Origin of the sequence: Roseobacter denitrificans OCh 114, from assembly GCF_000014045.1 — a bacterium.
Lineage (GTDB): Bacteria > Pseudomonadota > Alphaproteobacteria > Rhodobacterales > Rhodobacteraceae > Roseobacter > Roseobacter denitrificans.
This window is the reverse complement of the sequence record NC_008209.1, coordinates 1,803,546-1,826,723: the sequence shown is the minus strand read 5'-3', so window position 1 is coordinate 1,826,723 and position 23,178 is coordinate 1,803,546. Positions and strand designations below refer to the sequence as shown.

The following is a 23,178-nucleotide window of genomic DNA, read 5'->3' as shown; positions in this document are numbered from 1 at the left end:
TGGGGATACACGCCACAATATTGCCATGATCTGGCACGATGAATAACACGAATGGTGGCTCCTTGAGGCTTCTTTACAGTGTTGAATACCTTGTTACCAAAACGCACGGGACGCGCATGAGATGACAGATGACAGCAAGGTGCTTACCGTATCATATGGTACATTTTCCTGTACTTTAGAAGGGTTTGACGACGCCCTTGATGCGATGAAAGACATTGCTGAGTACTTTCGCGACCTTGCAGAAAGGGACCGGTTTTTCGGGGCCGAACCGTTGCAAGCGGATGCAGAGGTGCTGGCGCGGGTCGCTCGTCAAAACAAGGCCAAACCTTTCGAGGCGGCGCAAGCAGATGGCAAGATCACGCTTAATGCACATCAAACCGTGCATGGCGCCGCGCCAACGCCTGAGCACGCGGCGGCGCGCCATGCGCAAACGGCCTTGGACAGCGCAGCAGCCTTTTTTGCAAAATCAGCGACTCCGTCGGCGATCACGCAAGACGATATGGAAGAGGAAATGACCGCTCAGGCCTTTGCAGCGGTTGCTTTCCGGGCCGGTGTTGCCCCGCCGCCGGGCGCGCCTCTTGCGACGGCAACCCCTGTGGCCGGGTCCACCATGCGATCAACCGATGACCTTGCGGAGAAAAAAGAGCGTCTGCGCGCGGCGGTGGCGCGACAAAAAACCCATGCACAGGATGAGCCTTGCCACCAAGAACGGGCTGGTGACAAAACACGAGCGCTGCGCAGCCGCGCAGCAGGCGATGCCAGCAGTATTGTTGTCAATGCGGCCCACGACATCGAAGAGGCGCTGCAAGCAGACGTTGACCACGTGGATGGGTCAGTTCAGTCGCAGGGCGAAGAGCATGGCGCAGATGATATCGACGCGGTTCTGCGCGCGCTGGAAAAGAACGGGAACGCACCTGACCATGGTCTGGCAGCGGGCAGAACCGACGAAGTAGCGCAACAGAATGGCGGGGAATCAGACGTGGACGCCGCATTGGACAACGGCCTCCCCAAGCCGATCACCGACGGTTCACCCGACGAGCCCGAAGCCGCCCTGTCCCAAGGCGCGCCCGCCGATGGACCGCCCCCCGCGTCGGGTGCAAAACGCAAAGAGATATCTCAAATCAAACAGAGTGCAGATGATGACCTGTCACGCCTCATGGCAGAGGCGGATCACCAGATGAAGCACCCTGACGGCCAAACACGACGCCGCGCTTTTTCACAGCTGCGCGCCGCCGTGGCCGCGCGTCGCGACGACCAGTCTCTGGATCATGATGCGGTGATCCGCGCCAAGGACGTGCAAGCCTATCGCAGCGATCTTGCGGATGTCGTTCACCCGCGCGATGCAGGGTCGCCAAGGGCGCGTTCAACAGGCGGGCGCACCGTTCCGCTTAAACTGGCAGCAGAACTGCGAGTGGATGCGCCGGGCGTGACGCCAAAGGCTCAGCAGTCCGAGATCACGGGATGGGCCGCTGACACAGGTTTTGCGGCTTATGCGCAACGGCTTGGCGCGCAGAGCCTGCCAGAACTGCTGGAAGCCGCCGCAGCATACGTCAGTTTGATTGAGGGAAAGGCGCAATTCACGCGTCCGCAATTGATGTCCCTCATAGAGCAGACCGCAAGACGTAAACTCAATCAAGAAGAAGGATTGCGCTGTTTTGGTCAACTGCTGCGCGCCGGGAAGATTAAAAAGCTGACCGGCGGCTGGTTCACGATATCTGACGGTATCGGATTTACACCGGACCGGCGCGTCACCGCGCAAGGCTGAGCGAAACGAGGGCTGTTTCAGCCTTCGTGTTGGTCCGGATCAGCCTGGCCGACGCCTTTGAACACAAATTTGAACGGCAAGGCCCAGAACACACCCAGCACCACGTAGACAATCAGTTCGACCCAGAGCGAGGGGCGTTCAAGCCAGTTGATCACAGTGATGCAGGACACGATATAGACCGGTAAGCCAATCAGGAGGATCAGCAGTGTCAGGCGGCGTCTGGCTTTGTAACTCAGCGACATGGGGTTCCCTATCAATCGGCAAACGGATCCGTGACGAGGATGGTGTCTTCCCGCTCCGGCGAAGTAGAAAGTAGAGCGACCGGGCAGTCGATCAACTCTTCAACACGGCGCACATATTTAATCGCGTTGGCGGGCAAATCCGCCCAACTGCGCGCGCCTTCGGTGGAATCCGACCACCCCGGCATTTCTTCGTAAATGGGACGGCAGCGTGCCTGATGGTCCGCTGCGGTCGGCAAATAATCCATGCGCTTGCCATCCAGCTCATATCCAACACAGATCTTGAGCGTCTCGAATCCGTCCAGAACATCCAGTTTGGTCAGGGCAATCCCGTTGACACCGGATGTCGCACAGGTCTGGCGCACCAGCACCGCATCAAACCAGCCACAGCGCCGTTTGCGCCCTGTCACTGTGCCAAATTCATGCCCGCGCTCGCCAAGACGCTGGCCGTCGGCATCATCCAGTTCCGCCGGAAAGGGGCCTTCACCCACCCGCGTTGTATAGGCTTTGACGATCCCGAGCACATAGTTGATCGCGCCCGGCCCGACACCAACACCGGTGGCCGCCTGACCTGCGATCACGTTTGATGAGGTTACAAAGGGATAGGTGCCAAAGTCGATATCCAAAAGCGCGCCCTGTGCGCCCTCAAACAGAATACGCTTGCCCGCGCGCCGCTTTTCGTTGAGCACCTTCCACACGGGCGCTGCGTACTTGAGGATGTGCGGTGCAATTTCGACCAGTTGCGCCACCAGCGCGTCCCGGTCCACCGGCTCAATCCCGAGGCCTTTGCGCAGCGGATCGTGGTGCTGCAGCGCACGATCCACCCGCGCTTCGAGCGTGGCAGTATCGGCCAGATCCGCGACCCGGACCGAACGGCGACCGACCTTATCCTCATAGGCGGGGCCAATACCCCGGCCCGTCGTACCGATCTTGGTGCCTTTGCTCGCGGCTTCCTCGCGCGCACGGTCCAATTCGCCATGAATGGGCAGGATCAGCGGTGTGTTTTCGGCGATCATCAAGGTCTCGGGAGAAATATCGACGCCCTGCCCGCGGATAATATCGATTTCCTTGATCAGGTGCCAAGGGTCCAGCACAACGCCGTTGCCAATAACAGACAGTTTGCCGCCCCGCACCACACCGGAGGGCAACGCGTTCAGCTTGTAGACCTTGCCATCAATGACCAGCGTATGCCCGGCATTGTGACCGCCCTGAAAGCGCGCGATCACATCGGCGCGTTCAGACAGCCAGTCGACGATCTTGCCTTTTCCTTCGTCGCCCCACTGAGCGCCCACAACGACGACGTTTGCCATATCTGGTCCTTTGTTTTCGGATAAAACCCGCGCCCGTATAGCGAGGCCTGCGCCGGGGCGAAACCGCAAAATGCAGGCCGCTCAATTGACGCGGCACCGTGGAACGGTAATAGACGTGTGCGAGCCGCAAGCCCCGCTTCCGGCGCAAGGATACAACCGGACGGATTGAAACCATGGGCATACTCACACGTTGGATGGGCGCGTTCGTGCTCTTGGCAGCCACCTTCAACCCGACCCAATACAACTATATCATGTGGCTACAGACGCACGGTGCGCAAAACCTGTCCGTCGCCGTCCTTGTGGGGCTGGTTCTGGCCGTTGGCTATATCATCTTCCTGCGTGCAACGCTGAGATCCATCGGGCCGCTTGGCATGGCGCTGATCCTTGGAATTTTCGCGGCCTCGGTCTGGGTCCTGCATGATTTTGGCGTTCTGTCGCTGGACAACCAGAACCTCAACGTCTGGCTTGCGCTCTTTGCCTTGTCTGCCGTTTTGGGCATCGGGCTCGGGTGGAGCCATGTGCGGCGCGCGCTTTCCGGGCAAACGGATGTGGATGACGTTGAGGATTGATCAAAACTGCCATCAGGCAGGCAATCAATCCGCCAGATGCACGGGCTTTCCATGTGGTGTGCGCAGATAGGCCGTTTCCCAGGCGGCCTTGATTGCGGTAATATCGGATGTTTCAGCCATGCCCTTGGACACCAGCACCTTTTCAAGCGTTTCGAGCCAGGCCAGAAAGTAGTCGTCACCGCCATCCAGTTCTTTGCTCAACCCATGGCGCTTGAGTGTACGCGAAAAGGCCGCCGCCCACTCGGGCCAAGGCAAATGGCCCGTTTCATTCAACCGCACGGTGACGGCGAAAACCTGCGCGTGCCAGGGTTCTGAAAACACAGGTTCCGGCGGTGTCATGCGTCCGCCACCAGATAGCTTTGCCACAGATCCAGCACGACTTCATCCTCCGGATGCTCAGGATGCGCCCAGAGTTCGGCGGCGCGAAAAGCAACAGCGTAAAGCGGTTCGGGTGCATCGCCAAGCCGATGCGCCGCACTGTCCGGCAAGACATGCGTACCGTGGAAACGGACGATGCGGCCCCGCATCCCCGCCGCGTAGCGCGGCAAGCGCGTGTGGCCGCCATCGACAAGGCAGTTCGCCGCAACCTTTCGCGTTTTGACGGCGTCGCCGACACTGAAAAGCTGTGGAACCTGCGACGGTCGGTCCGCAGGCCCGCCAGTTGCAAGCACTTTGTCCACGTCTTGCGCGCGCAAGGCCCGATCCGCCAGAGGGCTTGGCACCGGGTCCGCGCCCGCGTACTCACGTGGATCGACAACACCACTGTGCACCAGCAAATCGGCCAACCCGGCTATCCATTTTTCGTAATAGCTAAAGCGCGCATAATCCGTGGGGGAGAGTTTTTCACGCGCGTGCCGTGAGATGTCGATGTTCCACTGACCCAGACTGCCAGAGGCCAGCGTCACGGCCAAGGCACGCGCATGCCAGTCCTCTTTGAAGCGCAGGTTCTCATTTTCCGGTATGACAGGGCCGTCGCCATACCGCCCGCCCATGTCGTGCGGACGTGTCATGTCGTGCCCGCCGCGGGGTAGTGCGCGAGGCCCGTGCCGATCATGCTGTCGCGGGTGACGAGGTCCATCAAGGCCTTCTCATCCAATCCGTCGGTGCCATCGGGACGTCGCGGAATGACCAGATAGCGCACCTCGGCTGTGCTGTCCCAGACGCGCACGGCCACGTCAGAGGGCAAGGCGACCCCAAAGTCCGCCAGCACCTTTCGCGGCTCGCGTACCGCGCGGGCGCGATACGCATCCGATTTATACCAAGTCGGCGGAATGCCGAGCAGCGGCCAAGGATAACAGCTGCACAGGGTGCACACGACCATGTTATGAACGCTATCCGTGTTTTCAACGGCCACCATATGTTCGCCCTGACGCCCATAATATCCCAGTTCGGACACGACCTTTGTAGCATCCTCCAGCAAGGCGGCGCGGAACGCGGGGTCCGTCCATGCTTTGACCACCACATGCGCTCCGTTGCGCGGGCCGATCCTGTTTTCATAGGTATCAATGATCGCATCCAGCGCTTGCGGATCAATCAGCCCTTTTCGGGTCAGCAGCGTTTCCAGAGCCTTGATGCGCAGCGCAGGGTCGCTGGGCAGCAGAGTATGCGGGTGAGTGTGGTCATCGTGATCATGCGGCATGACGCAAGGATGCGTCCAAGCGGCCATGTTTGTCCAGTCGCTTTGGATGGCAAATGCTGAACCTGGCCACCAAAGGGCCCCGGGCTTCATGCCGGCAAAGGCCGAAGTGAGAGGCAATATCAACCGGTTCGCGCAGCACGATCGAGGCTTGCGAGGGGCCGCAATCGACCTGTTGCGGCAACCTCGATTGGAATCCTCCCTTGCGGGTGGGGACAAACTTGCCTAGATACGCCCAAAGTCGCTTTGAACCCCACAGGTCCTTCATGGAAAACGTCGTCCTGATCATACACCTTATCCTCGCTTTGGGGCTGATCGCAGTCGTACTGCTGCAGCGTTCCGAGGGGGGTGGCCTTGGCATGGGTGGCGGTGGTGGTGGCGCCATGACCGGACGCGCGGCGGCTACCGCCCTGGGCAAGGTCACATGGCTGCTGGCGATTGCTTTTATCTGTACCTCGATCACGCTGACGATATTTGCGGCTGAGAACGCATCGGGATCTTCGGTGATTGACCGCCTCGGCGTGACGCCACCGGCGGCGGATCGCGGCGAGACGCCCGCACTGCCCGACAGTGACCTCTTGCTGCCCCCCTCGGCAGATGAGAACGCGCCTTTGGTGCCGACGCTGGACTGACATAGCACTACAACACCTTGAGAATTGTCAGGATTTTGCAACATCATATTGCGAGTGGCCTTGCTTTGCCCGCACGAATCCTGATAAACTTTACTCCCGTGGTGCTGCGACTTTTCGCAGTCGAAATTTCGCGAAACGGACTTTAATTCGCGGCGACGCACGGGAGCAGCTCAAGCAATGGCACGATATATTTTCATCACCGGTGGCGTGGTTTCGTCGCTTGGAAAAGGGCTGGCCTCGGCGGCTCTGGGTGCCTTGCTGCAGGCGCGTGGTTTCTCGGTCAGATTACGCAAGCTCGACCCCTATCTGAATGTTGACCCCGGCACGATGTCACCCTTTGAACACGGTGAGGTTTTTGTTACGGATGATGGCGCGGAAACCGACCTTGATCTGGGACACTATGAGCGTTTCACCGGTGTCGCGGCGCGCAGCACTGATTCCGTATCTTCCGGGCGGATTTATTCCACGGTTCTGGAAAAGGAACGGCGCGGTGATTACCTGGGCAAAACCATACAGGTGATCCCCCATGTGACGAATGAGATCAAGGATTTCATCGCCATCGGCGACGATGAGGTTGATTTCATGCTGTGTGAAATCGGCGGGACGGTCGGTGATATCGAAGGCTTACCATTCTTTGAAGCGATCCGGCAGTTCACCCATGACAAGCCGCGCGGGCAATGCATCTTTATGCACCTGACCTTGCTGCCCTATCTTGCCGCCTCAGGCGAGTTGAAAACCAAACCGACGCAGCATTCGGTCAAAGAACTGCAATCCATCGGCATTGCGCCCGATATCCTTGTCTGCCGCTCCGAACACCCGATTCCGGAAAAGGAACGGGAAAAAATCGCGCTGTTCTGCAACGTGCGCAAGGAAGCCGTTGTGGCGGCCTATGATCTGAAAACCATCTACGACGCGCCGCTTGCCTATCACGAACAGGGGCTTGATCAGGCTGTTCTGGATGCGTTTGACATCTCACCCGCGCCCAAACCCGACCTGACGGTATGGCGGGATGTGTCGGACCGGGTGCATAATCCCGAAGGCGAAGTCAAAGTGGCCATCGTCGGCAAATACACGCAGCTTGAGGATGCGTATAAATCCATTGCCGAGGCGCTGACCCACGGCGGAATGGCGAACCGCGTCAAGGTGATCGTGGAATGGGTCGACGCCGAAGTCTTCGACACGCAGGATGTCGCGCCGCACCTTGAAGGGTTCCACGCGATCCTTGTCCCCGGCGGGTTTGGAGAACGCGGCACCGAAGGCAAGATTAAGGCCGCTCAATATGCACGCGAGCACAATGTACCCTACCTTGGCATTTGCCTCGGCATGCAGATGGCCGTGATTGAAGCGGCCCGCAATGTGGCCAACATCAAGGCCGCAGGGTCCGAGGAATTCGACCATGAAGCGGGCAAGAAACGGTTTGAACCGGTTGTCTATCACCTCAAGGAATGGGTGCAGGGCAACGCCAAAGTGTCGCGCAGGGTTGGCGATGACAAGGGCGGAACCATGCGTCTGGGTGCTTATGATGCCGCCCTGACCCCGGGCACGCGGGTGGCAGATATCTATCACACCTCCGCCATTGATGAACGGCACCGCCACCGCTACGAGGTCGACATCAAGTACCGCGCGCAACTCGAAGATGCGGGCCTGGTGTTTTCCGGCATGTCCCCTGATGGCAAACTGCCAGAAATCATCGAATGGCCGAATCATCCATGGTTCATCGGCGTGCAATTTCACCCGGAATTGAAGTCGAAACCCTTTGATCCGCACCCCCTGTTCGCCGATTTCATCCGTGCCGCCAAAGAAAACAGCCGCCTCGTTTGATTAAGAGTGGTTTTATTGCGGGTAATTCCCGTGTTGCGTGCGCGAATTACTACCTAGAGTCGCACTTTTTATACCCACGCAATCAAGGCGATAGAAAAAGCAACAAAAATTAACCGCATTATCTTAATCGGCGCGTTTTCGCTTGAAATTAACGGGGATTAACGAGATATTAACGTCACAATTACATTTTTAACGAGGTAACTCATGCTTAGAACGACAGTTGCAGCAGCGGCGCTGCTTTCATTTGGATCGGTTGCACATGCAACGTCGATCTCTATTCAGACCTTTACAATTGCTGACTTCAACAGCCTGACCAGCAGCGCTGTGATCGAAGACTTCGAAGATCAGAGCACGCTGACCGGCTTGTTCGAAAATGGCGCTAACGTTGACGGCACGGGCGGCACCACAGAAGGCGAAATCCAGGGTGTGCTTGGAACTTCCGTTGGTACGTTCACAACAATCGGGCCAATCGGCAACGGTTCCACTTGTGGCGCGCTTGATCTCAATGGCGATAATTGCACGAACATCGCTCTGCAAGAAGATCCAGGCCAGAACGGTCAGGGGAACTTGGTGCCTGCTGCCGGTGATTGGTCAATCAACTCCAACGATACGCTCGGCGTAATCTGGCAAGCTGCTCTGGCGGGTGGGACGTTCTTTGACTCCCTCGTTTTCGCGATCCAAGATGCGGCGGATGCAGGCGCGAAGAAGTTGGCAGTTTCGGCTGACGGTGTGACTGAGACATTCGACAACCTCGGCAACGGAAACGAAAGCATTGTTGTTGTTTCTTTCGGAACAGCTGTAAACGCGGCAACCGTGAACATCGAAACGTCGGCAAACGACGGTTTCACAATTGACGGCGCAGCGATCAGCCCCGTTCCACTGCCAGCATCTTCGCTGCTGTTGATCGGTGGTATGGCTGCTCTGGCAGGCGTGGCACGTCGCCGGAAGAACAAAAAAGCCTGAACACGGCTTTAGGTCTTACAAAGGGCGCTCCGATGTTTCATCGGGGCGCTTTTTTCATGTCTTGGCCCCATACATCATCCTGCCGCTTTCCTGTTGTGCAGGCGTGTCATTCATTCTAGCGATGTATCATGCTAAGCTACCAACATATCTACCACGCGGGCAATCTTGCCGATGTGCATAAACATGTGCTGCTGGCGTGGATTTTGTCTTACATGCTGCGCAAGGACAAACCGCTTTCCTATATCGAGACTCATGCGGGCCGCGGGCTTTATGACCTGCAGGACCCGGCAGCGCTGAAAACGGCTGAGGCAGCGCAGGGTATAGAGAAAGCCCACGCCTTTTTCGACGATACACATCCTTTTGCGACCGTCCTGACCAAAATCCGGCGTGATTTCGGGACCTCGTTTTACCCCGGCTCCCCCCTGATCGCGGCCTCCCTGCTCAGGCCCGGTGACCGGATGCATTTTGCCGAACTTCACCCGGCTGAATTTGAGGCATTGGATTTCAATACCTCCGCAACCGGCGCAAAATGCTACAAGATGGACGGGTTTGCCTTGGCGCATTCCATCTGCCCGCCGACCCCGCGACGTGGCGCGATGCTTATTGACCCAAGTTATGAACTCAAATCCGACTACAGCAAAATTCCGCAGCAGATCGCAAAGTTGAACAAAGCATGGAATGTGGGCGTGATCTGCCTATGGTACCCGATCCTGAAGGTCAGCCAGCACATTGGCATGTTGCAAGGCCTGCAGCGCGATCACCCCAACGCGCTGCGCCATGAGGTTGCGTTTCCGCCTGCCAAAAAGGGGCATGGCATGATCGGCTCTGGCATGTTTGTGATCAATCCCCCCTATGGTCTGGCCGAAGAGATGACCCGCCTCGGCACGCATTTTGGGCAGGCCAAGCGGCTTGTCTCATAACGCGTTCAACGCGGCACAGGGCGAAGCAACGACATGACCAGATCACATCGGTGTGATTGACACCTGATCCATCCACCTTTGCCTGCAATCAAAGATTTCAACACGTTCGATGATATGCGATGCTTTCGGTATGTTGTCCCCCGCTATTCCCAATCGCGCACCTCATGCGCATGATGTAGAGCAATGCGATCCGTTGTGAGTTGAGACGTAAAATGTTTGAACGACTGTTTCCCAGCAGAAAACCGAAGGCGAAACCGCTGCCGCAACCCAATGCACAGCTTGCACTTGGCGCTTTGCTTGTGCGGGTTGCCTTTGCCGATCGGCAATATCGCGCATCCGAGGTGGGGCAGATTGACCGTATTCTTGCGGCGACCTTCGGGCTGAAACCGCTGGAGGCCGCCAAGTTGCGCGCGACCTGCGAAGCATTGGAGCGGGACGCCCCAGGCACCCCCGAGTTTGCGCGCATTCTGCGCGACGAGGTGCCCTATGACGACCGTCGTGCCCTCGCACAAGCGATGTGGTCGGTTGCGCTGGCGGATGGGGAACGCGCCGACGATGAAGAAGCCATGCTTGAACAGATCGAAGAGGCATTGGGCCTGAGCGCAGAAGATATCGCCCAAGCGCGTAAAACGGCCCTCAATGACGATTGAGATTGGCACGTCCGGGAAAGGTATTTATATCATTCCACATGTTTGCTGATTTCCTGAAAAGACTGACCCAGTCTGACGCCGAAGACTTCCCCGATGAGGACGCACGTCTTGCATTGACCGCTTTGCTGGTTCGGATCGCACGGTCCGACAATGACTACAGCAGCGAAGAGCGCGAGCGGATCGACAGAATAACAGCGCGTCGTTACGGCCTCGGGCCGGGTGCTGTCAGTGCCCTGCGCGAAGAGGCCGAAGCGCTCGAAGCCGAGGCGCCCGATACCGTCCGCTTTACCCGCGCGATCAAAGACGCCGTCCCCTATGATGACCGCCTGTCGGTGGTCAAAGCGCTGTGGGAAGTGGTGCTGGCAGATGGTGCGCGGGCCGAGGAAGAAGACGCTTTGGTGCGCATGGTCACGAACTTTCTGGGCATCAGCGACCGCGACAGCGCTTTGGCGCGACAGGAAATAAACCCGCAGGCATGATCGCCAGTCTGCCCATGTATGAAAGCCCGCATACCCGTGCGGCGCATGATACATATTGGCAAGCCATCCGCCATCATTACGGGCGCGGACCTCTCCAGTTGCGCCGCGACATGGACCCACACGCATGTTGGGAAAGAGACGACCTGATTTTATCCCAAACCTGCGGTCTTCCCTATCGCAGCGGCCTGCACCGGTCGGTCTTGCTGGTCGGGACACCGGATTACGGGGTGACCGATTGCCCGCCGGGCTATTACCGGTCACATCTCATTGTACGCGCCACAGACAAGAGAACACACATCGCGGATTTCGCAGGTGCGCGCTTTGCCCGCAATGATGTGCGATCTCAATCCGGATGGGCAGCTGCGGAGCAACACCTCATTGACCACGACGCCGGTTTCAGTTTTGCAACCAACTGTTTGGACACAAAGGCACATCGCGCTTCTGTCGAAGCTGTCAGCACCGGCATGGCGGATATCGCGGCTATCGACGCGGTGACATGGGCCTTGCTGGACCGCGACACGGATCTTACCGGCACTCTGCGCGTGCTCGCCTCCACCTCGCCGACACCGGGGTTGCCCTATGTCTGCGCGCGCGCGCAGGACCCTCGGGCGCTTTTCGCCGCCATCACGCAAGCTATTGCAGGATTGGACCCGGATGTGCGCGCAGCATTGATGATCAAAAACATCGTGTACATTCCGAGGTCGGCCTATCTCGCTGTGCCACAGCCGCCAGCACAGGACTGCGATACGTGACGTAAACGGTCATATTGACCTTGGGGAAACTGAGAATCCGCACTTTCAAAGTTGCCAAACCGGCAAAATTCCTCCCTTATGTTTTAGCGAAACAAGCCAGAGACATCGTCAGTGAAGCCAAACGCGCCAGTCATTGAAATGAAAAACCTGCATAAGGCCTATGGGTCTCTTGAGGTGATCAAGGGTGTCGACATCACAGCCCCCAAAGGGCATGTGATATCGCTTATTGGCTCCTCCGGTTCAGGAAAATCCACGTTGCTGCGGTGTTGCAACCTGCTGGAGGACAGCCAGCAAGGTGACATTCTGTTCAAAGGGGAACAGGTCACGTGGAAAGGCGAGGGTCATGCCCGCCGCCCTGCGGACAGCGATCAGGTTTTGCGCATTCGCACGAACCTCAGCATGGTGTTTCAGCAATTCAACCTCTGGGCGCATATGACCATCCTGCAAAACGTGATGGAAGCGCCGGTGACCGTCCTCAAGCGGGATCGGGAGCAGGTGGAAAAAGCCGCGCGCGCATATCTGGACAAGGTTGGCATCGGTGACAAATGCGACGTCTACCCGGCGCAGCTTTCTGGCGGTCAGCAACAGCGCGCAGCGATTGCGCGCGCGCTCTGCATGGAGCCGGAAGCGCTGCTCTTTGATGAGCCGACCTCCGCGCTGGACCCGGAGCTTGAACAAGAGGTGGTCAAGGTCATCAAGGACCTAGCCAAGGAAGGCCGCACCATGTTGATCGTGACGCATGATATGAAACTGGCCGCCGATGTGTCAGATCATGTGATCTTTCTGCATCAAGGTCTGGTAGAAGAACAAGGGCCGCCGGAAACGCTGTTCGGCGCACCCAAATCGGAACGCCTGCGCGGGTTTCTCTCTGCGACCCAGGCAGCGTAAGCAAAAAATAAAAACGGGAGTACTAATATGAAAACACTTATCCTGACGACCGCCACACTGGCCCTGACAGCTGGTATGGCACTTGCGGATGGTCACGGCAAAACCGTGCGCCTCGGCACGGAAGGCGCCTACCCTCCGTATAATTTCCTCAATGACGCCGGTGAAGTCGACGGGTTTGAGCGCGAACTTGGAGATGAACTCTGCGCGCGTGCCGAGCTGACCTGCGAATGGGTCACAAACGAATGGGACAGCATCATCCCCAACCTCGTTTCCGGCAACTATGATGTCATCATCGCGGGTATGTCCGTTACGGATGAGCGCGATGAAGTTATTGATTTTTCGGAGCAATATACGCTTCCTGATCCCTCTGCCTATCTGGCGACCTCTGCGGATGTGGACCTTGAAAACGGTGTGATCGCTGCACAGGCCAACACCATTCAGGCCAGCTTCATCGCCTCCTCTGGTGCAGTTCTGGTTGAATTCGCCACGCCCGAAGAAACCGTTTCTGCCGTGAAAAATGGCGAAGCGGATGCGGTACTGGCGGACAAAGCCTTTCTGGCCGAACTGGCCAACGCCGATCCGGAGCTGATGTTGCTGGAACAAAACGTCATGATCGGTGGCGGCATTGGTCTGGGCCTGCGCGAAAGCGACACGGAACTTAAGGAAAAGTTCAACGTGGCCATCCGCTCCATGAAGGAAGACGGCAGCCTGAACGCCCTGATCGGCAAGTGGTTGCCCGATCTGGAACAGTTCTGATTCACTCAAACCGGCGCGCGCCTCATCGTGCGCCGGTTTTCTTTCAAGCGAGTTAGATTATTTTCAGCTTTTGCACAGACCCGAGTATTCTGCCCGACTGGCAATGGATGTCGTGTTATCTGACGACACCCAAACACATGTCGCTCTATTGGTCGGTGCTGACGGTTCTTCTGCTGCTGGCCATCACGGCCCCCGTGGCTTTGGCATTCGGGTTTGGCGGCGCATCCGCTGCACGCTCAAACATTGCGCCCCTGCGGTGGTTTGGCAAATCCTACATTGCCGTGGTGCGCGGCGTGCCGGATATCGCCTTTTTCCTGTTTTTCGTCATCGCGCTGGATCAGGGGATCGAATATCTCAGACACAAGGCACTCTGCCCCGACTGGTCGGAACCAATCCGGCAGGGGAACGATTTTGTCGTCTGTCAGGCGGCGAAAATGCCCTTGGGCTCGGCCCCGCAGTGGGTCCATGAGAGCTATGGCTTTGCGCTTGCGGTGCTGACATTCGCCATTGTCTTCGGCGCCTTTGCCGCCAACGTTCTGTTCGGGGCGATGCGGGCTGTGCCGCGCAGCCAACTTGAAACTGCCGAGGCTTATGGCATGTCGCGCCGCCAGACCTTTTGGCGGGTGTTGGTGCCGCAGATGTGGGTCTATGCGCTGCCGGGTCTGTCCAATCTCTGGATGGTGCTGATCAAGGCCACGCCGCTGCTCTTCCTGCTGGGTGTCGAAGACATCGTCTATTGGGCCCGCGAATTGGGTGGGACCAAGACGCCTCGCTTCACGGATTATCCGCATGGCGACTGGCGCATGTGGTATTTCCTTGCGCTTCTGGTCTTTTATCTGCTGTTCACGCGCGTCTCCGAGATCGTGCTTGAACGGGTCATGGCCCGCCTGACCCACGGTCAGGCAACCGCCGCCGGTGAAGCGCAACGAAAGGCCGCCGCATGAGTTGCTGGCAAACCATTCAGGATTATGGCCTGCGCGCGATCGGGATCGGGGAGCGGTTGCTGCCCCGCGATGATTTCACACTGTGCCAACAGTTTACACTGATCGGCTCCGGCATGATCTGGAACATCTATTTCGGTGTTGTTGCATTGATCTGCGGCTTTTTTCTGGCGACCGCCGTGGCTGTCGGCAAGGCGTCCCCTCGCAGGATTTTCCGCAAACCATCTGAGTGGTTCATCTTTATCTTTCGCGGCTCGCCGCTGTTTATCCAGTTCTTTTTTGGCTACTTTCTCTTTCTGAGCCTCAAATCGGTATCACCCATATTCGACCCCTTCACAGCCGCCTGGCTGGGAGCGTTGATCGTTCTGTTCCTCAACACGGCCGCCTATTCGGGCGAGATCTTTTACGGCGCGCTGCAGTCCATACCCAAGGGCGACACGGAGGCCGCAGATGCATACGGCATGACCGGCTGGCCCCGGTTCCGGCGTGTGATCTGGCCCACCATGCTGCGGCTGGCATGGCCTGCCTACACCAATGAGGCGATCTTTTTGTTTCATGCCACGGCGCTCGTTTTCCTGTCCGGCTTCCCGGCGTGGCAACAACGCGGCGATGCGCTTTATTACGCAAGCTACTTTGCCGATAAAACCTTCAATCCCTTTATCCCCTACCCGATCCTCGCGGGGTATTTCATCGTGCTCACGCTGATCGTTGTGGGGATATTCGGGCTGGTCAATGCGCGGCTGAACCGTCATTTGCCGCAGGACATCAGACCGAAATTGAGGTTGCGTCCCAACCTGATCCGGTAGTATCCATAATTTGATCAAATTATCCGTGGCGCTGGCCGTGGTACGGGACGCCGCACCCTTATGACCAGCGCTCAAGACTGGTGCTGTATGAACAATTGGCTTCGAAAAAATCCACAGGTCCGCACGATCCGGGTGGCGGCGTCCGACCTCAACGGTCAGGCGCGCGGCAAACGCATTCCGTCGCGCTATGCAGATAAAGCGGTGGAAGGCGGCACGCGGTTCCCCATGTCGGTTCTGAACCTCGACATCTGGGGTGAGGATATCGACGACAGCCCGCTGGTCTATGAAACCGGCGACCGCGACGGCGTGCTGAAACCGACCGAGCGGGGGTTCATGCCCATGCCGTGGCTCGATGCGCCCTCGGCGCTTTTGCCGATCTGGATGTTTCACGAAGACGGGCGACCCTATGCAGGCGATCCCCGCCACGCGCTGAATGCGGTGGTTGAGCGCTATAGGGCGCGCGGGCTGACGCCGGTCTGTGCGGTGGAGCTGGAGTTCTTCCTGATTGACGATTCCGGGCGCACGCTGCAGGTGCCACCATCGCCACGCTCCGGCAAGCGGCGCGTCGCCGGAGAAATCCTGTCGCTGCGCGCGCTGGATCAGTTCGATGCGTTTTTCACCGACCTTTATGACGCCTGCGAGGAAATGGACATTCCGGCAGACACAGCGATTTCCGAAGCTGGGCTCGGCCAGTTCGAGATCAACCTGATGCATTGCGATGATGCGCTCAGGGCGGCGGATGACGCGTGGCTGTTCAAGATGCTGGTCAAGGGCATGGCGCGGCGGCATGGGTTTGCCGCCAGTTTCATGGCCAAACCCTATGAAGATTACGCCGGGTCCGGCCTGCACATCCATTTCTCCGTGCTGGATGGCGCGGGCAACAATGTCTTTGACGACGGGGGCGAGGCGGGCACCGATGTGCTGCGTCATGCGGTGGCGGGGTGCCTCAAGGCGATGCCCGGCTCGGCCTTGGTGTTTGCGCCCCATGCCAACAGCTTTGATCGGATGGTGCCGGGATCGCATGCGCCCACTGGCATCAGTTGGGCCTATGAAAACCGCACATCCGCCATACGGATTCCGTCAGGCAGCCCCGCGGCGCGGCGCATCGAACACCGGGTGGCGGGCGGGGATGTGAACCCCTATCTGATGCTTGCCGCCGTTTTGGGTGCTGCCCTCAATGGGATCGAAGACGCGCAGGCCCCCCCCGCCCCAATCACCGGGAATGCCTATGCCGCAGACCTGCCGCAAATCCCCGGCGACTGGCAAAGCGCGATTGACCTCTTTGAAACCGACGAACAGGTGGCGCGCATTTTTGCCCCCGACCTGATCCGCAATTTCGTGCTGACCAAACGGCAGGAGTTGAAATACATGGCCGAATTGTCGCCGCAGGAACAGGTCACCATCTATCTGGACACGGTGTAGAATATGAAGATTGGTATCCTGATCACCGGGCACCCGCCTGAAAACATGATGGAAGGCGGCAGTTACGACCGGTATTTTGAGCGGTTGCTTGAGGGCCACGGCTTTGACATGCAGGGCTGGGCCGTTGTGGATGGCATCTTTCCCGAGAGTGTCACGGAGGCGGATGGTTGGCTGATCACCGGCTCGAAACATGGCGCTTATGAGCCCCACGACTGGATCCCGCCACTGGAAGACTTCATTCGCGAGGCTTACGCGGCGGGGCGTCCGATGATTGGCGTGTGTTTCGGCCATCAGATCATCGCGCAGGCCATGGGGGGGCGGGTCGAAAAATTCGACAAAGGCTGGTCGGTTGGACTGACTGAATATCAGATGGACGGTCGCACCTATGCGATCAACGCCTGGCATCAGGATCAGGTTGTAGAACGCCCTGAGAATGCCGAGGTGATCGCCCGTTCAGATTTCTGCGAAAACGCCGGGCTGTTGTACGGTGATCGCATCTGGACCATTCAGCCGCACCCGGAATATGATGCGTCGTTTATCAAGGGGCTGATCGAAACACGCGGGCGCGGCGTTGTGCCCGAGGACCTCTTGGCACGTGCAATGTCCAAGCTCGATCAGCCGAGCGACCGCATGGACGTCGCCAACAAAATGGCTGCATTTTTCAAGAAAGAGAGGGCCGCATGGCCGACTGGATGACAGAACTGCCGGATGCTGCGCGCAGCTATCTGGAGGGGCACCGGCTTGACGAGGTCGAGTGCATCATTTCGGACCTGCCCGGCATTGCGCGCGGCAAGGCCGTACCTGCATTGAAATTCCAACGGCAGGATTCCTTCCACCTGCCCGACAGCATCTTTTACCAGACCATCACCGGCGGCTGGGGCGAAGCGGCGGGGGATGATGGTTTCATCGAACGCGACATGATCCTCAAGCCCGACATGAGCACCGCGACCGCCGCCCCATGGACCGGCGACTGGACGTTGCAGGTGATCCATGACGCCTTTGATCGCGCCGGGGAGCCTGTCCCCTTCAGTCCGCGCAACGTGTTGAAACGCGTCTGCAAGCTTTATCAGGACAAAGGCTGGTCCCCGGTTGTCGCCCCCGAGATGGAGTTTTTTCTGGTGGCGCGCAACATTGACCCGGCCCATGACATCAAGCCGATGATGGGCCGGTCGGGGCGTCCTGCGGCGGCGCGGCAGGCCTATTCCATGACAGCCGTGGACGAATTCGGCCCCGTCATTGATGACATTTACGATTTCGCCGAGGCGCAGGGCTTCGAGATCGACGGCATTACGCAGGAAGGCGGCGCAGGTCAGTTGGAGATCAACCTGCTGCACGGAGAGCCGGTGAAGCTCGCCGATGAAATCTTTTACTTCAAACGGCTGATCCGCGAGGCGGCGTTGCGCCACGATTGTTTCGCCACTTTCATGGCCAAACCCATCGCGGATGAACCGGGCAGTGCCATGCATATCCACCACTCCGTTCTGAACATGGAGACCGGGCAGAATGTGTTTTCTGACGCGGATGGTGCTGAAACCGATCTGTTCCGCCACTTCATTGCCGGTCTGCAAAACCACATGCCCGCAGCGCTCGCGGTGTTTGCACCTTACGTCAACAGCTATCGCCGCTACGTCAAAGATCACGCAGCACCGATCAACCTGAACTGGGGACGGGACAATCGCACCACGGGCATCCGCATACCCCTGTCCAGCCCCGCCGCGCGGCGCGTGGAAAACCGGCTGGCCGGGATGGATTGCAACCCCTACCTGGGCATCGCCGCCAGCCTCGCCTGCGGCTATCTCGGCATGACCCGGCAAGAGGAACCGCAGCCGGAGTTCAAGGGCGACGCTTATGACGGGGATGGGGACATTCCGCGTGATCTGGGCTCTGCCCTGAATATGTTTGACGAAGCAGAGGCGATCCACAAGGTTCTGGGACCAGATTTCGCCCGCGTTTATTCCATCGTGAAACGCGCGGAATACGAGGAGTTCCTGCAAGTCATCTCGCCCTGGGAACGCGAGCATCTGTTGCTGAACGTCTAGGCAACGTCTGGCCGTCATATGGATTTGCTTTACACAAACGACACTGCGGGCCAGTATCCGCCAAGCTGGTATGCGGCAACCGCAATGCCGCCTGCCCCCTTTTCCGCGATCCAAGGGACGCAGCGTGCCGACGTCTGTGTGATCGGCGCGGGCTATACCGGGCTGTCAGCGGCGTTGCATCTGGCACAATCGGGCCGCCGGGTCATTCTGGTGGAGGCCCATCGGGTGGGCTTTGGTGCATCCGGGCGCAACGGCGGACAGCTTGGCAGCGGGCAGCGGGTTGATCAGGACGCGCTCGAACAAATGGTCGGGTTTGATCGCGCGCGTGTGCTTTGGGAATATGGCGAGGATGCCAAGGCGCTGGTCAAATCCCTGATCGCAAAACACAAGATCGACTGCCACCTGAAGCCCGGCATCGCCTGGACCGGGTCGACCAAGGCAGATGTGGCGCATCTGCATGACTATGCAGCACTTCTGCAAGACAAATACGGTTATCAGCAGGTCAAACCCCTCTCTGCTGAGGAATGTCACGCGCTCTGCCCCTCTCCTGATTTCAAGGGCGGGTTGCTGGATATGGGGGCGGCGCACCTTCACCCGTTGGCCTTTGCCTTTGGGCTGGCGCGTGCTGCCGTGGCCGCAGGTGCCACAATTCATGAAAACACACGGGTCACAGAACTGGAGCACGGGCAAACCGTGAAGGTCAAAACCGACAGCGGTGTCATCACCGCAGATCATGTCATTCTGGCCTGCAATGGTTACCTGTCAGGATTGGCGCCGCAGGTCACCGCGCGTGTAATGCCGATCAACAATTTCATCGTCGCCACCGAGCCATTGGGCAAAGAAGCAGACCGCGTGCTGACGCAGGATGTCGCGGTCGCGGACAGCAGGTTCGTGGTGAATTACTTTCGCCTGTCCCATGACAAACGATTGCTGTTTGGCGGGGGCGAAAGCTATGGCTACCGCTTTCCGAAAGACATCGCATCCGTCGTGCGCAAACCGATGGAGGTGGTTTTTCCGCACCTGAAAGACGTGCGCATCGATTATGCGTGGGGCGGGACGCTGGGCATCACGATGAAACGGTTTCCCTACCTTGCACGCGTGGCGCCGAATGTTTTGTCCGCCTCAGGGTATTCCGGTCATGGGGTCGGCACGGCCACACACGCCGGGCAGTTGATGGCCCGCGCGATCGCGGGTCAAGATGAGGGGTTCAAGACGATGGGCTGCATCCCGACACCGGCCTTTCCGGGCGGCGGTGCCTTGCGCACGCCGTTGTTGATCCTCGCGATGAGCTGGTACGCCATGCGCGACCGACTGGGGCTATAGAGCGTCATGCGAAAAACCTGAACCACGCAAACACTGCCTGAAATCAAAGATTTCAGGGCGTTATGTGATACCTGATGTTTCGGGTACTTCGACAGATGCGCCCGCTACGGGCTATTTCAGCTTTGACAGCTTGTCCTGCAGTTCCGAAAGCTGCTGCTTGATGGAATCCAGATCTTCGCCCTGTTCATCTGCGGCGTCCTCGGCTTCGGCTTCATCCTTGGTGTTCCAGCCGGAAGATCCGGCCAGACCGCCAGTCATGGCCTTCATAAAGGCCTTTTGCTGGGCCTCCATCATCTCGAAGCCCGGCATCTTTGCCATCGGGTTCATCGAGCCCATCTGATCCAGCATCTGGCTTTGCCCGCTGCGCAGCATTTCGAAAGAAGCCTGCAGGAACTGCGGCACGACGCTGGCACCGGGGGTCATGTAGCTGCGCACCAGATCGTTGAGCACATCAACCGGCAGGACACTTTCACCACGGCTCTCATGCTCGGCGATAATCTGCAACAGATATTGCCGGGTCAGATCATCCCCGGACTTCAGGTCGAGGATCTGCACTTCGCGCCCCTCCCGGATGAAACCCGCGATGTCTTCGAGCGTCACATAGTCGCTGGTTTCAGTGTTATAAAGCCGTCTGCTGGCGTAGCGCTTTATCAGTAGTGTTTTTTGTTTTTCCGCCACGGGTTGCCTCCGAAAAAATAGCGCTGCAACGCAGCTTAAGACACGGGCGCGCAAAAAGAAAGGGCGAGCTTTCACAAGCTCGCCCGACATCATTGCGCCTTACAGGGAGGATCCAGCGCAAATCAGATTTCTGACTTAGTTGGCTTTTGCAGCTTTCTTGACAACTGCAGTCGCTTCGTTGGTTGCTTTCTTGACTGCGGCCTGAGCGTCTTCGCTCATGTCTTTGCCAGCGGCCATCATTAACTCAACTGTGTCCATTTGCGCTTTTTTCGCCACTTCAGCGAAAGCAGCCATGTGCTCTGCAGCTGTTTCGGAATAGGCGGAAGCGAAATCTGTCATCGCTTTCGCGTAGTCAGCAGGCTCTGCCTTAGCTTTGGCCATGTCCGACATTTTCGCAAGCGTGTCTTGCGCCCATTTGTTGGAGATGTCTGTGGACTTTTCTGCTGCGGTCAGCGCAACGGTGGAGAGCTTTTCATTCAGCGTCGCCGATGTTTTGAAAGCTTCGTCAAATGCTTTGGTGTCTACCGGAAAAGCGCCCAAAACGTCTTTGAACATTGCGGAGAGATCAGGTGTCTTGCTCATATCTAATTCCTTTCGTCGCCTTCCGGGATGATCCCGGTCTGTTGCGTCTGAGAAATATATAGATGCCGCAGCGCAGCATTGCAAGCTTTTTTCTGCACTGCAGCACAAATAAATGCCGCAGCGCAGAATTTCATTAAAATTCAGAGCGTTGCTTTCATCGCAACATAGGTTCCCGGCGCATCACAGAGAATTTCATGGGTGGAATCACCTGGAATGCGCGCCTTGACCTTGCGACCTGATCGCTTTTTCAGCCATTCGCCCCAAAGCGGCCACCACGACCCTTCGTGGAAGTCGGCGCCAGCCTGCCAGTCCTTGTAGTCCAGTTTCATATCGGGGTTCGTGTAGTGCCCGTATTTGTTTTTGGTCGGTGGATTGACGATCCCGGCAATATGCCCGGACTGGGTCATGATGAAGGTCTTGTCCTTTGATCCCATCTGCTGAATGCCACGGTAGCTGTCTTTCCATGCGGCGATGTGATCCGTCTCGCAGGCCACCGCGCAGAGCGGCACATCAATATCCGCAAGTGTCAGCTTGTGGCCCAGCAGTTCGAACCCATCCCCCGCCAGCTCATTGCGCTGGCACAGCCCCCGCAAGTACTGCATCGCCATTTTACCCGGCAGGTTTGCCCCATCCCCATTCCAATAGAGCAGATCGAATGCAGGCGGCGATTGCCCCATCATATAGCTCTTGATGGCAGGCCCGTAGATCAGATCGTTGGAGCGCAAAAACGAAAATGTGCGCGCCATGATGACCGAGGGCAGCACCCCCTTGTCCTCGATCTCCGCCTCGATGCCATCAATGAAGTCATTGGTCAGAAACGGTGTGAATTCGCCCTGATCCGAAAAATCCGTCAGCGCCGTAAAGAAGGTGGCCGACTTGATCGACTTGTCACCGCGCTGCTTCATCAAGGAAAGCGTGAGTGCAAGCGTGGTGCCGGCAATACAATACCCGACCGCATTGACCTGATTTTCGCCGCAGATCTCCTTGACCTCGCGAATGGCGGCCAGATACCCGTCTTCTATATAGTCCTCCATGCCGATATCGCGGTAGGTCGGGTCGGGATTGATCCAAGAGACGATAAAGACCGTCTGCCCCTGTTCGACGGCCCATTTAACGAGGCTGTTCTGTGCCTTGAGGTCGAGGATGTAGAACTTGTTGATCCACGGCGGAAAGATCACCAGCGGGGTCTTGTGGACCTGCTCGGTGCTGGGCGTATATTGCACCAATTCCATCATCCGATTGCGATAAACGACCTTACCGGGCGTTGTGGCGATGTTGCGGCCCAATTCAAAAGCGTTTTCGTCCGCGAGCTTGACCACCATTTCGCCATTGTTCGCTTCAAGATCGCTGATCAGGTTTTCAAGCCCCTGCACCAGGCTCTGGCCTTCGGTCTCGATCGCTTTCTCAAGGGCATCGGGGTTCGTCGCCAGAAAATTCGTCGGGGACATCATATCGACGATCTGTTGGGCAAAATAGTTCAGCCGTGTCTTTTCCAACTCGTCCAACTCAGTCACATCCTGAACCGCGGTCTGCAGCGCTTGCGCGTTGATCAGGTACTGCTGCTTGATGTAGTTGAAATAGGGGTGCGTGTCCCACAGCGGGTTGGCAAAGCGTTTGTCCTTGGGCCCCGGGTCTTCGGGGGCTGCCAGTTTGCCCTGCGCCAGAACTTGCTGCGCTTGCACAAAATGCTTCATCGTGTCGGACCAATAGGACATCTGATGCTCCAGCACCTTGGCCGGGTTGCTCATCATTTCCGCCCAATAGGCTTGTGCCGCGCGTCCGAACAATTCTTGATTCGGGCCATCCAGGGCCGGATTGTGGCCCTGTCGTTGCGTAATGACCCTTTGCAAACGTTCTGACAACACCTCTACTTTTTTGAGGTTTTCGGTCATTTTTTCGAGTGTTTCGCCACTTGGGACAACACTTCCGTCACTTTTTGTTGTCATCGGAACCTTTACTCCCTATGTTTGCACCTGCAGCATTACGTCGTTGGCTTTCAGGGGGCGA

Annotated in this window: 25 protein-coding genes; 17 read left to right on the top strand and 8 right to left on the bottom strand. The window is 57.9% G+C overall.

What is annotated here, in order from left to right; genetic code table 11:
• The first annotated feature begins 121 nt into the window (after window positions 1-121).
• The gene (locus tag RD1_RS08855) at window positions 122-1,765 is read left to right on the top strand and encodes a hypothetical protein (RefSeq protein WP_011568141.1); all 1,644 of its coding nucleotides are present in this window, start codon (window positions 122-124) and stop codon (window positions 1,763-1,765) included.
• Between the two features lie 17 nt (window positions 1,766-1,782).
• Here RD1_RS08855 and RD1_RS08850 read toward each other — a convergent pair whose 3' ends face one another.
• Both RD1_RS08850 and RD1_RS08845 read right to left on the bottom strand, forming a co-directional pair.
• Window positions 1,783-2,007 carry a DUF2842 domain-containing protein gene (locus RD1_RS08850; RefSeq protein WP_011568140.1) on the bottom strand — a complete coding sequence of 75 codons (225 nt, stop codon included), beginning with the start codon at window positions 2,005-2,007 and terminating at the stop codon, window positions 1,783-1,785.
• Window positions 2,008-2,018: 11 nt separating this feature from the next.
• Entirely contained in the window at window positions 2,019-3,314 is a 1,296-nt protein-coding gene (locus RD1_RS08845) for an adenylosuccinate synthase (protein ID WP_044033042.1), read from the bottom strand.
• 173 nt (window positions 3,315-3,487) lie between these two features.
• Between RD1_RS08845 and RD1_RS08840 the strand changes: the two genes are divergently transcribed.
• The gene (locus tag RD1_RS08840; protein WP_044033041.1) at window positions 3,488-3,883 is read left to right on the top strand and encodes a DUF6524 family protein; all 396 of its coding nucleotides are present in this window, start codon (window positions 3,488-3,490) and stop codon (window positions 3,881-3,883) included.
• A gap of 24 nt (window positions 3,884-3,907) precedes the next feature.
• Here the strand turns inward: RD1_RS08840 and RD1_RS08835 are convergent, their stop codons facing one another.
• Genes RD1_RS08835 through nthA form a run of 3 tightly spaced genes read right to left on the bottom strand, consistent with a single transcriptional unit; the run spans window position 3,908 to window position 5,522 of the window.
• Window positions 3,908-4,222 (bottom strand): nitrile hydratase accessory protein, encoded by a 315-nt coding sequence (locus tag RD1_RS08835; RefSeq protein WP_044033040.1) that lies wholly within the window; start codon window positions 4,220-4,222, stop codon window positions 3,908-3,910.
• Complete coding sequence (nthB, locus tag RD1_RS08830; protein WP_011568136.1) at window positions 4,219-4,893, bottom strand: nitrile hydratase subunit beta; 675 nt, start codon at window positions 4,891-4,893, stop codon at window positions 4,219-4,221. Before nthB ends, RD1_RS08835 begins: the two co-directional genes overlap by 4 nt.
• The gene (nthA, locus tag RD1_RS08825; RefSeq protein WP_011568135.1) at window positions 4,890-5,522 is read right to left on the bottom strand and encodes a nitrile hydratase subunit alpha; all 633 of its coding nucleotides are present in this window, start codon (window positions 5,520-5,522) and stop codon (window positions 4,890-4,892) included. Before nthA ends, nthB begins: the two co-directional genes overlap by 4 nt.
• Window positions 5,523-5,785: 263 nt before the next feature.
• Between nthA and secG the strand changes: the two genes are divergently transcribed.
• The 15 genes from secG to RD1_RS08745 all read left to right on the top strand — a co-directional run bounded on the left by secG (window position 5,786) and on the right by RD1_RS08745 (window position 19,911).
• Complete coding sequence (gene secG, locus RD1_RS08815; protein ID WP_011568134.1) at window positions 5,786-6,151, top strand: preprotein translocase subunit SecG; 366 nt, start codon at window positions 5,786-5,788, stop codon at window positions 6,149-6,151.
• A 177-nt stretch (window positions 6,152-6,328) separates the two neighbouring features.
• Complete coding sequence (locus RD1_RS08810; protein WP_011568133.1) at window positions 6,329-7,972, top strand: CTP synthase; 1,644 nt, start codon at window positions 6,329-6,331, stop codon at window positions 7,970-7,972.
• A gap of 324 nt (window positions 7,973-8,296) precedes the next feature.
• Window positions 8,297-8,935, top strand: a complete 639-nt coding sequence (locus RD1_RS08805; RefSeq protein ID WP_253186823.1) for a VPLPA-CTERM sorting domain-containing protein — start codon at window positions 8,297-8,299, stop codon at window positions 8,933-8,935.
• Between the two features lie 128 nt (window positions 8,936-9,063).
• Window positions 9,064-9,855 (top strand): 23S rRNA (adenine(2030)-N(6))-methyltransferase RlmJ, encoded by a 792-nt coding sequence (locus RD1_RS08800; RefSeq protein ID WP_011568131.1) that lies wholly within the window; start codon window positions 9,064-9,066, stop codon window positions 9,853-9,855.
• 212 nt (window positions 9,856-10,067) lie between these two features.
• Window positions 10,068-10,505 (top strand): TerB family tellurite resistance protein, encoded by a 438-nt coding sequence (locus RD1_RS08795; RefSeq protein WP_044033038.1) that lies wholly within the window; start codon window positions 10,068-10,070, stop codon window positions 10,503-10,505.
• Window positions 10,506-10,543: 38 nt separating this feature from the next.
• Entirely contained in the window at window positions 10,544-10,984 is a 441-nt protein-coding gene (locus RD1_RS08790) for a TerB family tellurite resistance protein (protein ID WP_011568128.1), read from the top strand.
• A complete protein-coding gene (locus tag RD1_RS08785; protein WP_011568127.1) occupies window positions 10,981-11,736 on the top strand; it encodes a phosphate/phosphite/phosphonate ABC transporter substrate-binding protein in 756 nt (251 codons plus the stop codon). Before RD1_RS08790 ends, RD1_RS08785 begins: the two co-directional genes overlap by 4 nt.
• A gap of 138 nt (window positions 11,737-11,874) precedes the next feature.
• On the top strand, window positions 11,875-12,624 hold the full coding sequence (locus RD1_RS08780; protein WP_044033037.1) for an ABC transporter ATP-binding protein: 750 nt from the start codon (window positions 11,875-11,877) through the stop codon (window positions 12,622-12,624).
• A gap of 27 nt (window positions 12,625-12,651) precedes the next feature.
• Window positions 12,652-13,380 (top strand): transporter substrate-binding domain-containing protein, encoded by a 729-nt coding sequence (locus RD1_RS08775; RefSeq protein ID WP_011568125.1) that lies wholly within the window; start codon window positions 12,652-12,654, stop codon window positions 13,378-13,380.
• Window positions 13,381-13,439: 59 nt separating this feature from the next.
• On the top strand, window positions 13,440-14,324 hold the full coding sequence (locus tag RD1_RS08770; RefSeq protein ID WP_171959993.1) for an ABC transporter permease: 885 nt from the start codon (window positions 13,440-13,442) through the stop codon (window positions 14,322-14,324).
• Window positions 14,321-15,127: an ABC transporter permease gene (locus RD1_RS08765; RefSeq protein ID WP_044033036.1), complete on the top strand. Its 807-nt coding sequence runs from the start codon at window positions 14,321-14,323 to the stop codon at window positions 15,125-15,127. The genes RD1_RS08770 and RD1_RS08765 overlap by 4 nt, the downstream gene beginning before the upstream one ends.
• An 87-nt stretch (window positions 15,128-15,214) precedes the next feature.
• Complete coding sequence (locus RD1_RS08760; protein ID WP_011568122.1) at window positions 15,215-16,549, top strand: glutamine synthetase family protein; 1,335 nt, start codon at window positions 15,215-15,217, stop codon at window positions 16,547-16,549.
• 3 nt (window positions 16,550-16,552) lie between these two features.
• The gene (locus RD1_RS08755) at window positions 16,553-17,245 is read left to right on the top strand and encodes a type 1 glutamine amidotransferase (RefSeq protein WP_011568121.1); all 693 of its coding nucleotides are present in this window, start codon (window positions 16,553-16,555) and stop codon (window positions 17,243-17,245) included.
• Entirely contained in the window at window positions 17,230-18,588 is a 1,359-nt protein-coding gene (locus RD1_RS08750; protein WP_011568120.1) for a glutamine synthetase family protein, read from the top strand. Before RD1_RS08755 ends, RD1_RS08750 begins: the two co-directional genes overlap by 16 nt.
• A gap of 18 nt (window positions 18,589-18,606) precedes the next feature.
• Complete coding sequence (locus RD1_RS08745; protein ID WP_011568119.1) at window positions 18,607-19,911, top strand: NAD(P)/FAD-dependent oxidoreductase; 1,305 nt, start codon at window positions 18,607-18,609, stop codon at window positions 19,909-19,911.
• 111 nt (window positions 19,912-20,022) lie between these two features.
• Here the strand turns inward: RD1_RS08745 and phaR are convergent, their stop codons facing one another.
• The 3 genes from phaR to phaC form a co-directional block, all read right to left on the bottom strand.
• Entirely contained in the window at window positions 20,023-20,589 is a 567-nt protein-coding gene (phaR, locus tag RD1_RS08740; RefSeq protein ID WP_044033396.1) for a polyhydroxyalkanoate synthesis repressor PhaR, read from the bottom strand.
• Window positions 20,590-20,724: 135 nt separating this feature from the next.
• Window positions 20,725-21,171, bottom strand: a complete 447-nt coding sequence (locus RD1_RS08735; protein WP_011568117.1) for a phasin family protein — start codon at window positions 21,169-21,171, stop codon at window positions 20,725-20,727.
• Window positions 21,172-21,311: 140 nt separating this feature from the next.
• Window positions 21,312-23,117 carry a PHA/PHB synthase family protein gene (gene phaC / locus RD1_RS08730; protein WP_011568116.1) on the bottom strand — a complete coding sequence of 602 codons (1,806 nt, stop codon included), beginning with the start codon at window positions 23,115-23,117 and terminating at the stop codon, window positions 21,312-21,314.
• Window positions 23,118-23,178: the final 61 nt, after the last annotated feature.

Coding starts and splice junctions, on each gene's coding strand:
- RD1_RS08750 (WP_011568120.1), top strand. CDS start 17,230: ATGGCCGACTGGATGACAGAACTGCCGGATGCTGCGCGCAGCTATCTG.
- RD1_RS08765 (WP_044033036.1), top strand. CDS start 14,321: ATGAGTTGCTGGCAAACCATTCAGGATTATGGCCTGCGCGCGATCGGG.
- RD1_RS08840 (WP_044033041.1), top strand. CDS start 3,488: ATGGGCATACTCACACGTTGGATGGGCGCGTTCGTGCTCTTGGCAGCC.
- RD1_RS08775 (WP_011568125.1), top strand. CDS start 12,652: ATGAAAACACTTATCCTGACGACCGCCACACTGGCCCTGACAGCTGGT.
- RD1_RS08745 (WP_011568119.1), top strand. CDS start 18,607: ATGGATTTGCTTTACACAAACGACACTGCGGGCCAGTATCCGCCAAGC.
- RD1_RS08780 (WP_044033037.1), top strand. CDS start 11,875: ATGAAAAACCTGCATAAGGCCTATGGGTCTCTTGAGGTGATCAAGGGT.
- RD1_RS08845 (WP_044033042.1), bottom strand. CDS start 3,314: ATGGCAAACGTCGTCGTTGTGGGCGCTCAGTGGGGCGACGAAGGAAAA.
- nthB (WP_011568136.1), bottom strand. CDS start 4,893: ATGACACGTCCGCACGACATGGGCGGGCGGTATGGCGACGGCCCTGTC.
- RD1_RS08760 (WP_011568122.1), top strand. CDS start 15,215: ATGAACAATTGGCTTCGAAAAAATCCACAGGTCCGCACGATCCGGGTG.
- RD1_RS08790 (WP_011568128.1), top strand. CDS start 10,544: ATGTTTGCTGATTTCCTGAAAAGACTGACCCAGTCTGACGCCGAAGAC.
- RD1_RS08835 (WP_044033040.1), bottom strand. CDS start 4,222: ATGACACCGCCGGAACCTGTGTTTTCAGAACCCTGGCACGCGCAGGTT.
- secG (WP_011568134.1), top strand. CDS start 5,786: ATGGAAAACGTCGTCCTGATCATACACCTTATCCTCGCTTTGGGGCTG.
- RD1_RS08795 (WP_044033038.1), top strand. CDS start 10,068: ATGTTTGAACGACTGTTTCCCAGCAGAAAACCGAAGGCGAAACCGCTG.
- RD1_RS08755 (WP_011568121.1), top strand. CDS start 16,553: ATGAAGATTGGTATCCTGATCACCGGGCACCCGCCTGAAAACATGATG.
- RD1_RS08850 (WP_011568140.1), bottom strand. CDS start 2,007: ATGTCGCTGAGTTACAAAGCCAGACGCCGCCTGACACTGCTGATCCTC.
- RD1_RS08855 (WP_011568141.1), top strand. CDS start 122: ATGACAGATGACAGCAAGGTGCTTACCGTATCATATGGTACATTTTCC.
- nthA (WP_011568135.1), bottom strand. CDS start 5,522: ATGCCGCATGATCACGATGACCACACTCACCCGCATACTCTGCTGCCC.
- RD1_RS08810 (WP_011568133.1), top strand. CDS start 6,329: ATGGCACGATATATTTTCATCACCGGTGGCGTGGTTTCGTCGCTTGGA.
- RD1_RS08735 (WP_011568117.1), bottom strand. CDS start 21,171: ATGAGCAAGACACCTGATCTCTCCGCAATGTTCAAAGACGTTTTGGGC.
- phaC (WP_011568116.1), bottom strand. CDS start 23,117: ATGACAACAAAAAGTGACGGAAGTGTTGTCCCAAGTGGCGAAACACTC.
- RD1_RS08785 (WP_011568127.1), top strand. CDS start 10,981: ATGATCGCCAGTCTGCCCATGTATGAAAGCCCGCATACCCGTGCGGCG.
- RD1_RS08800 (WP_011568131.1), top strand. CDS start 9,064: ATGCTAAGCTACCAACATATCTACCACGCGGGCAATCTTGCCGATGTG.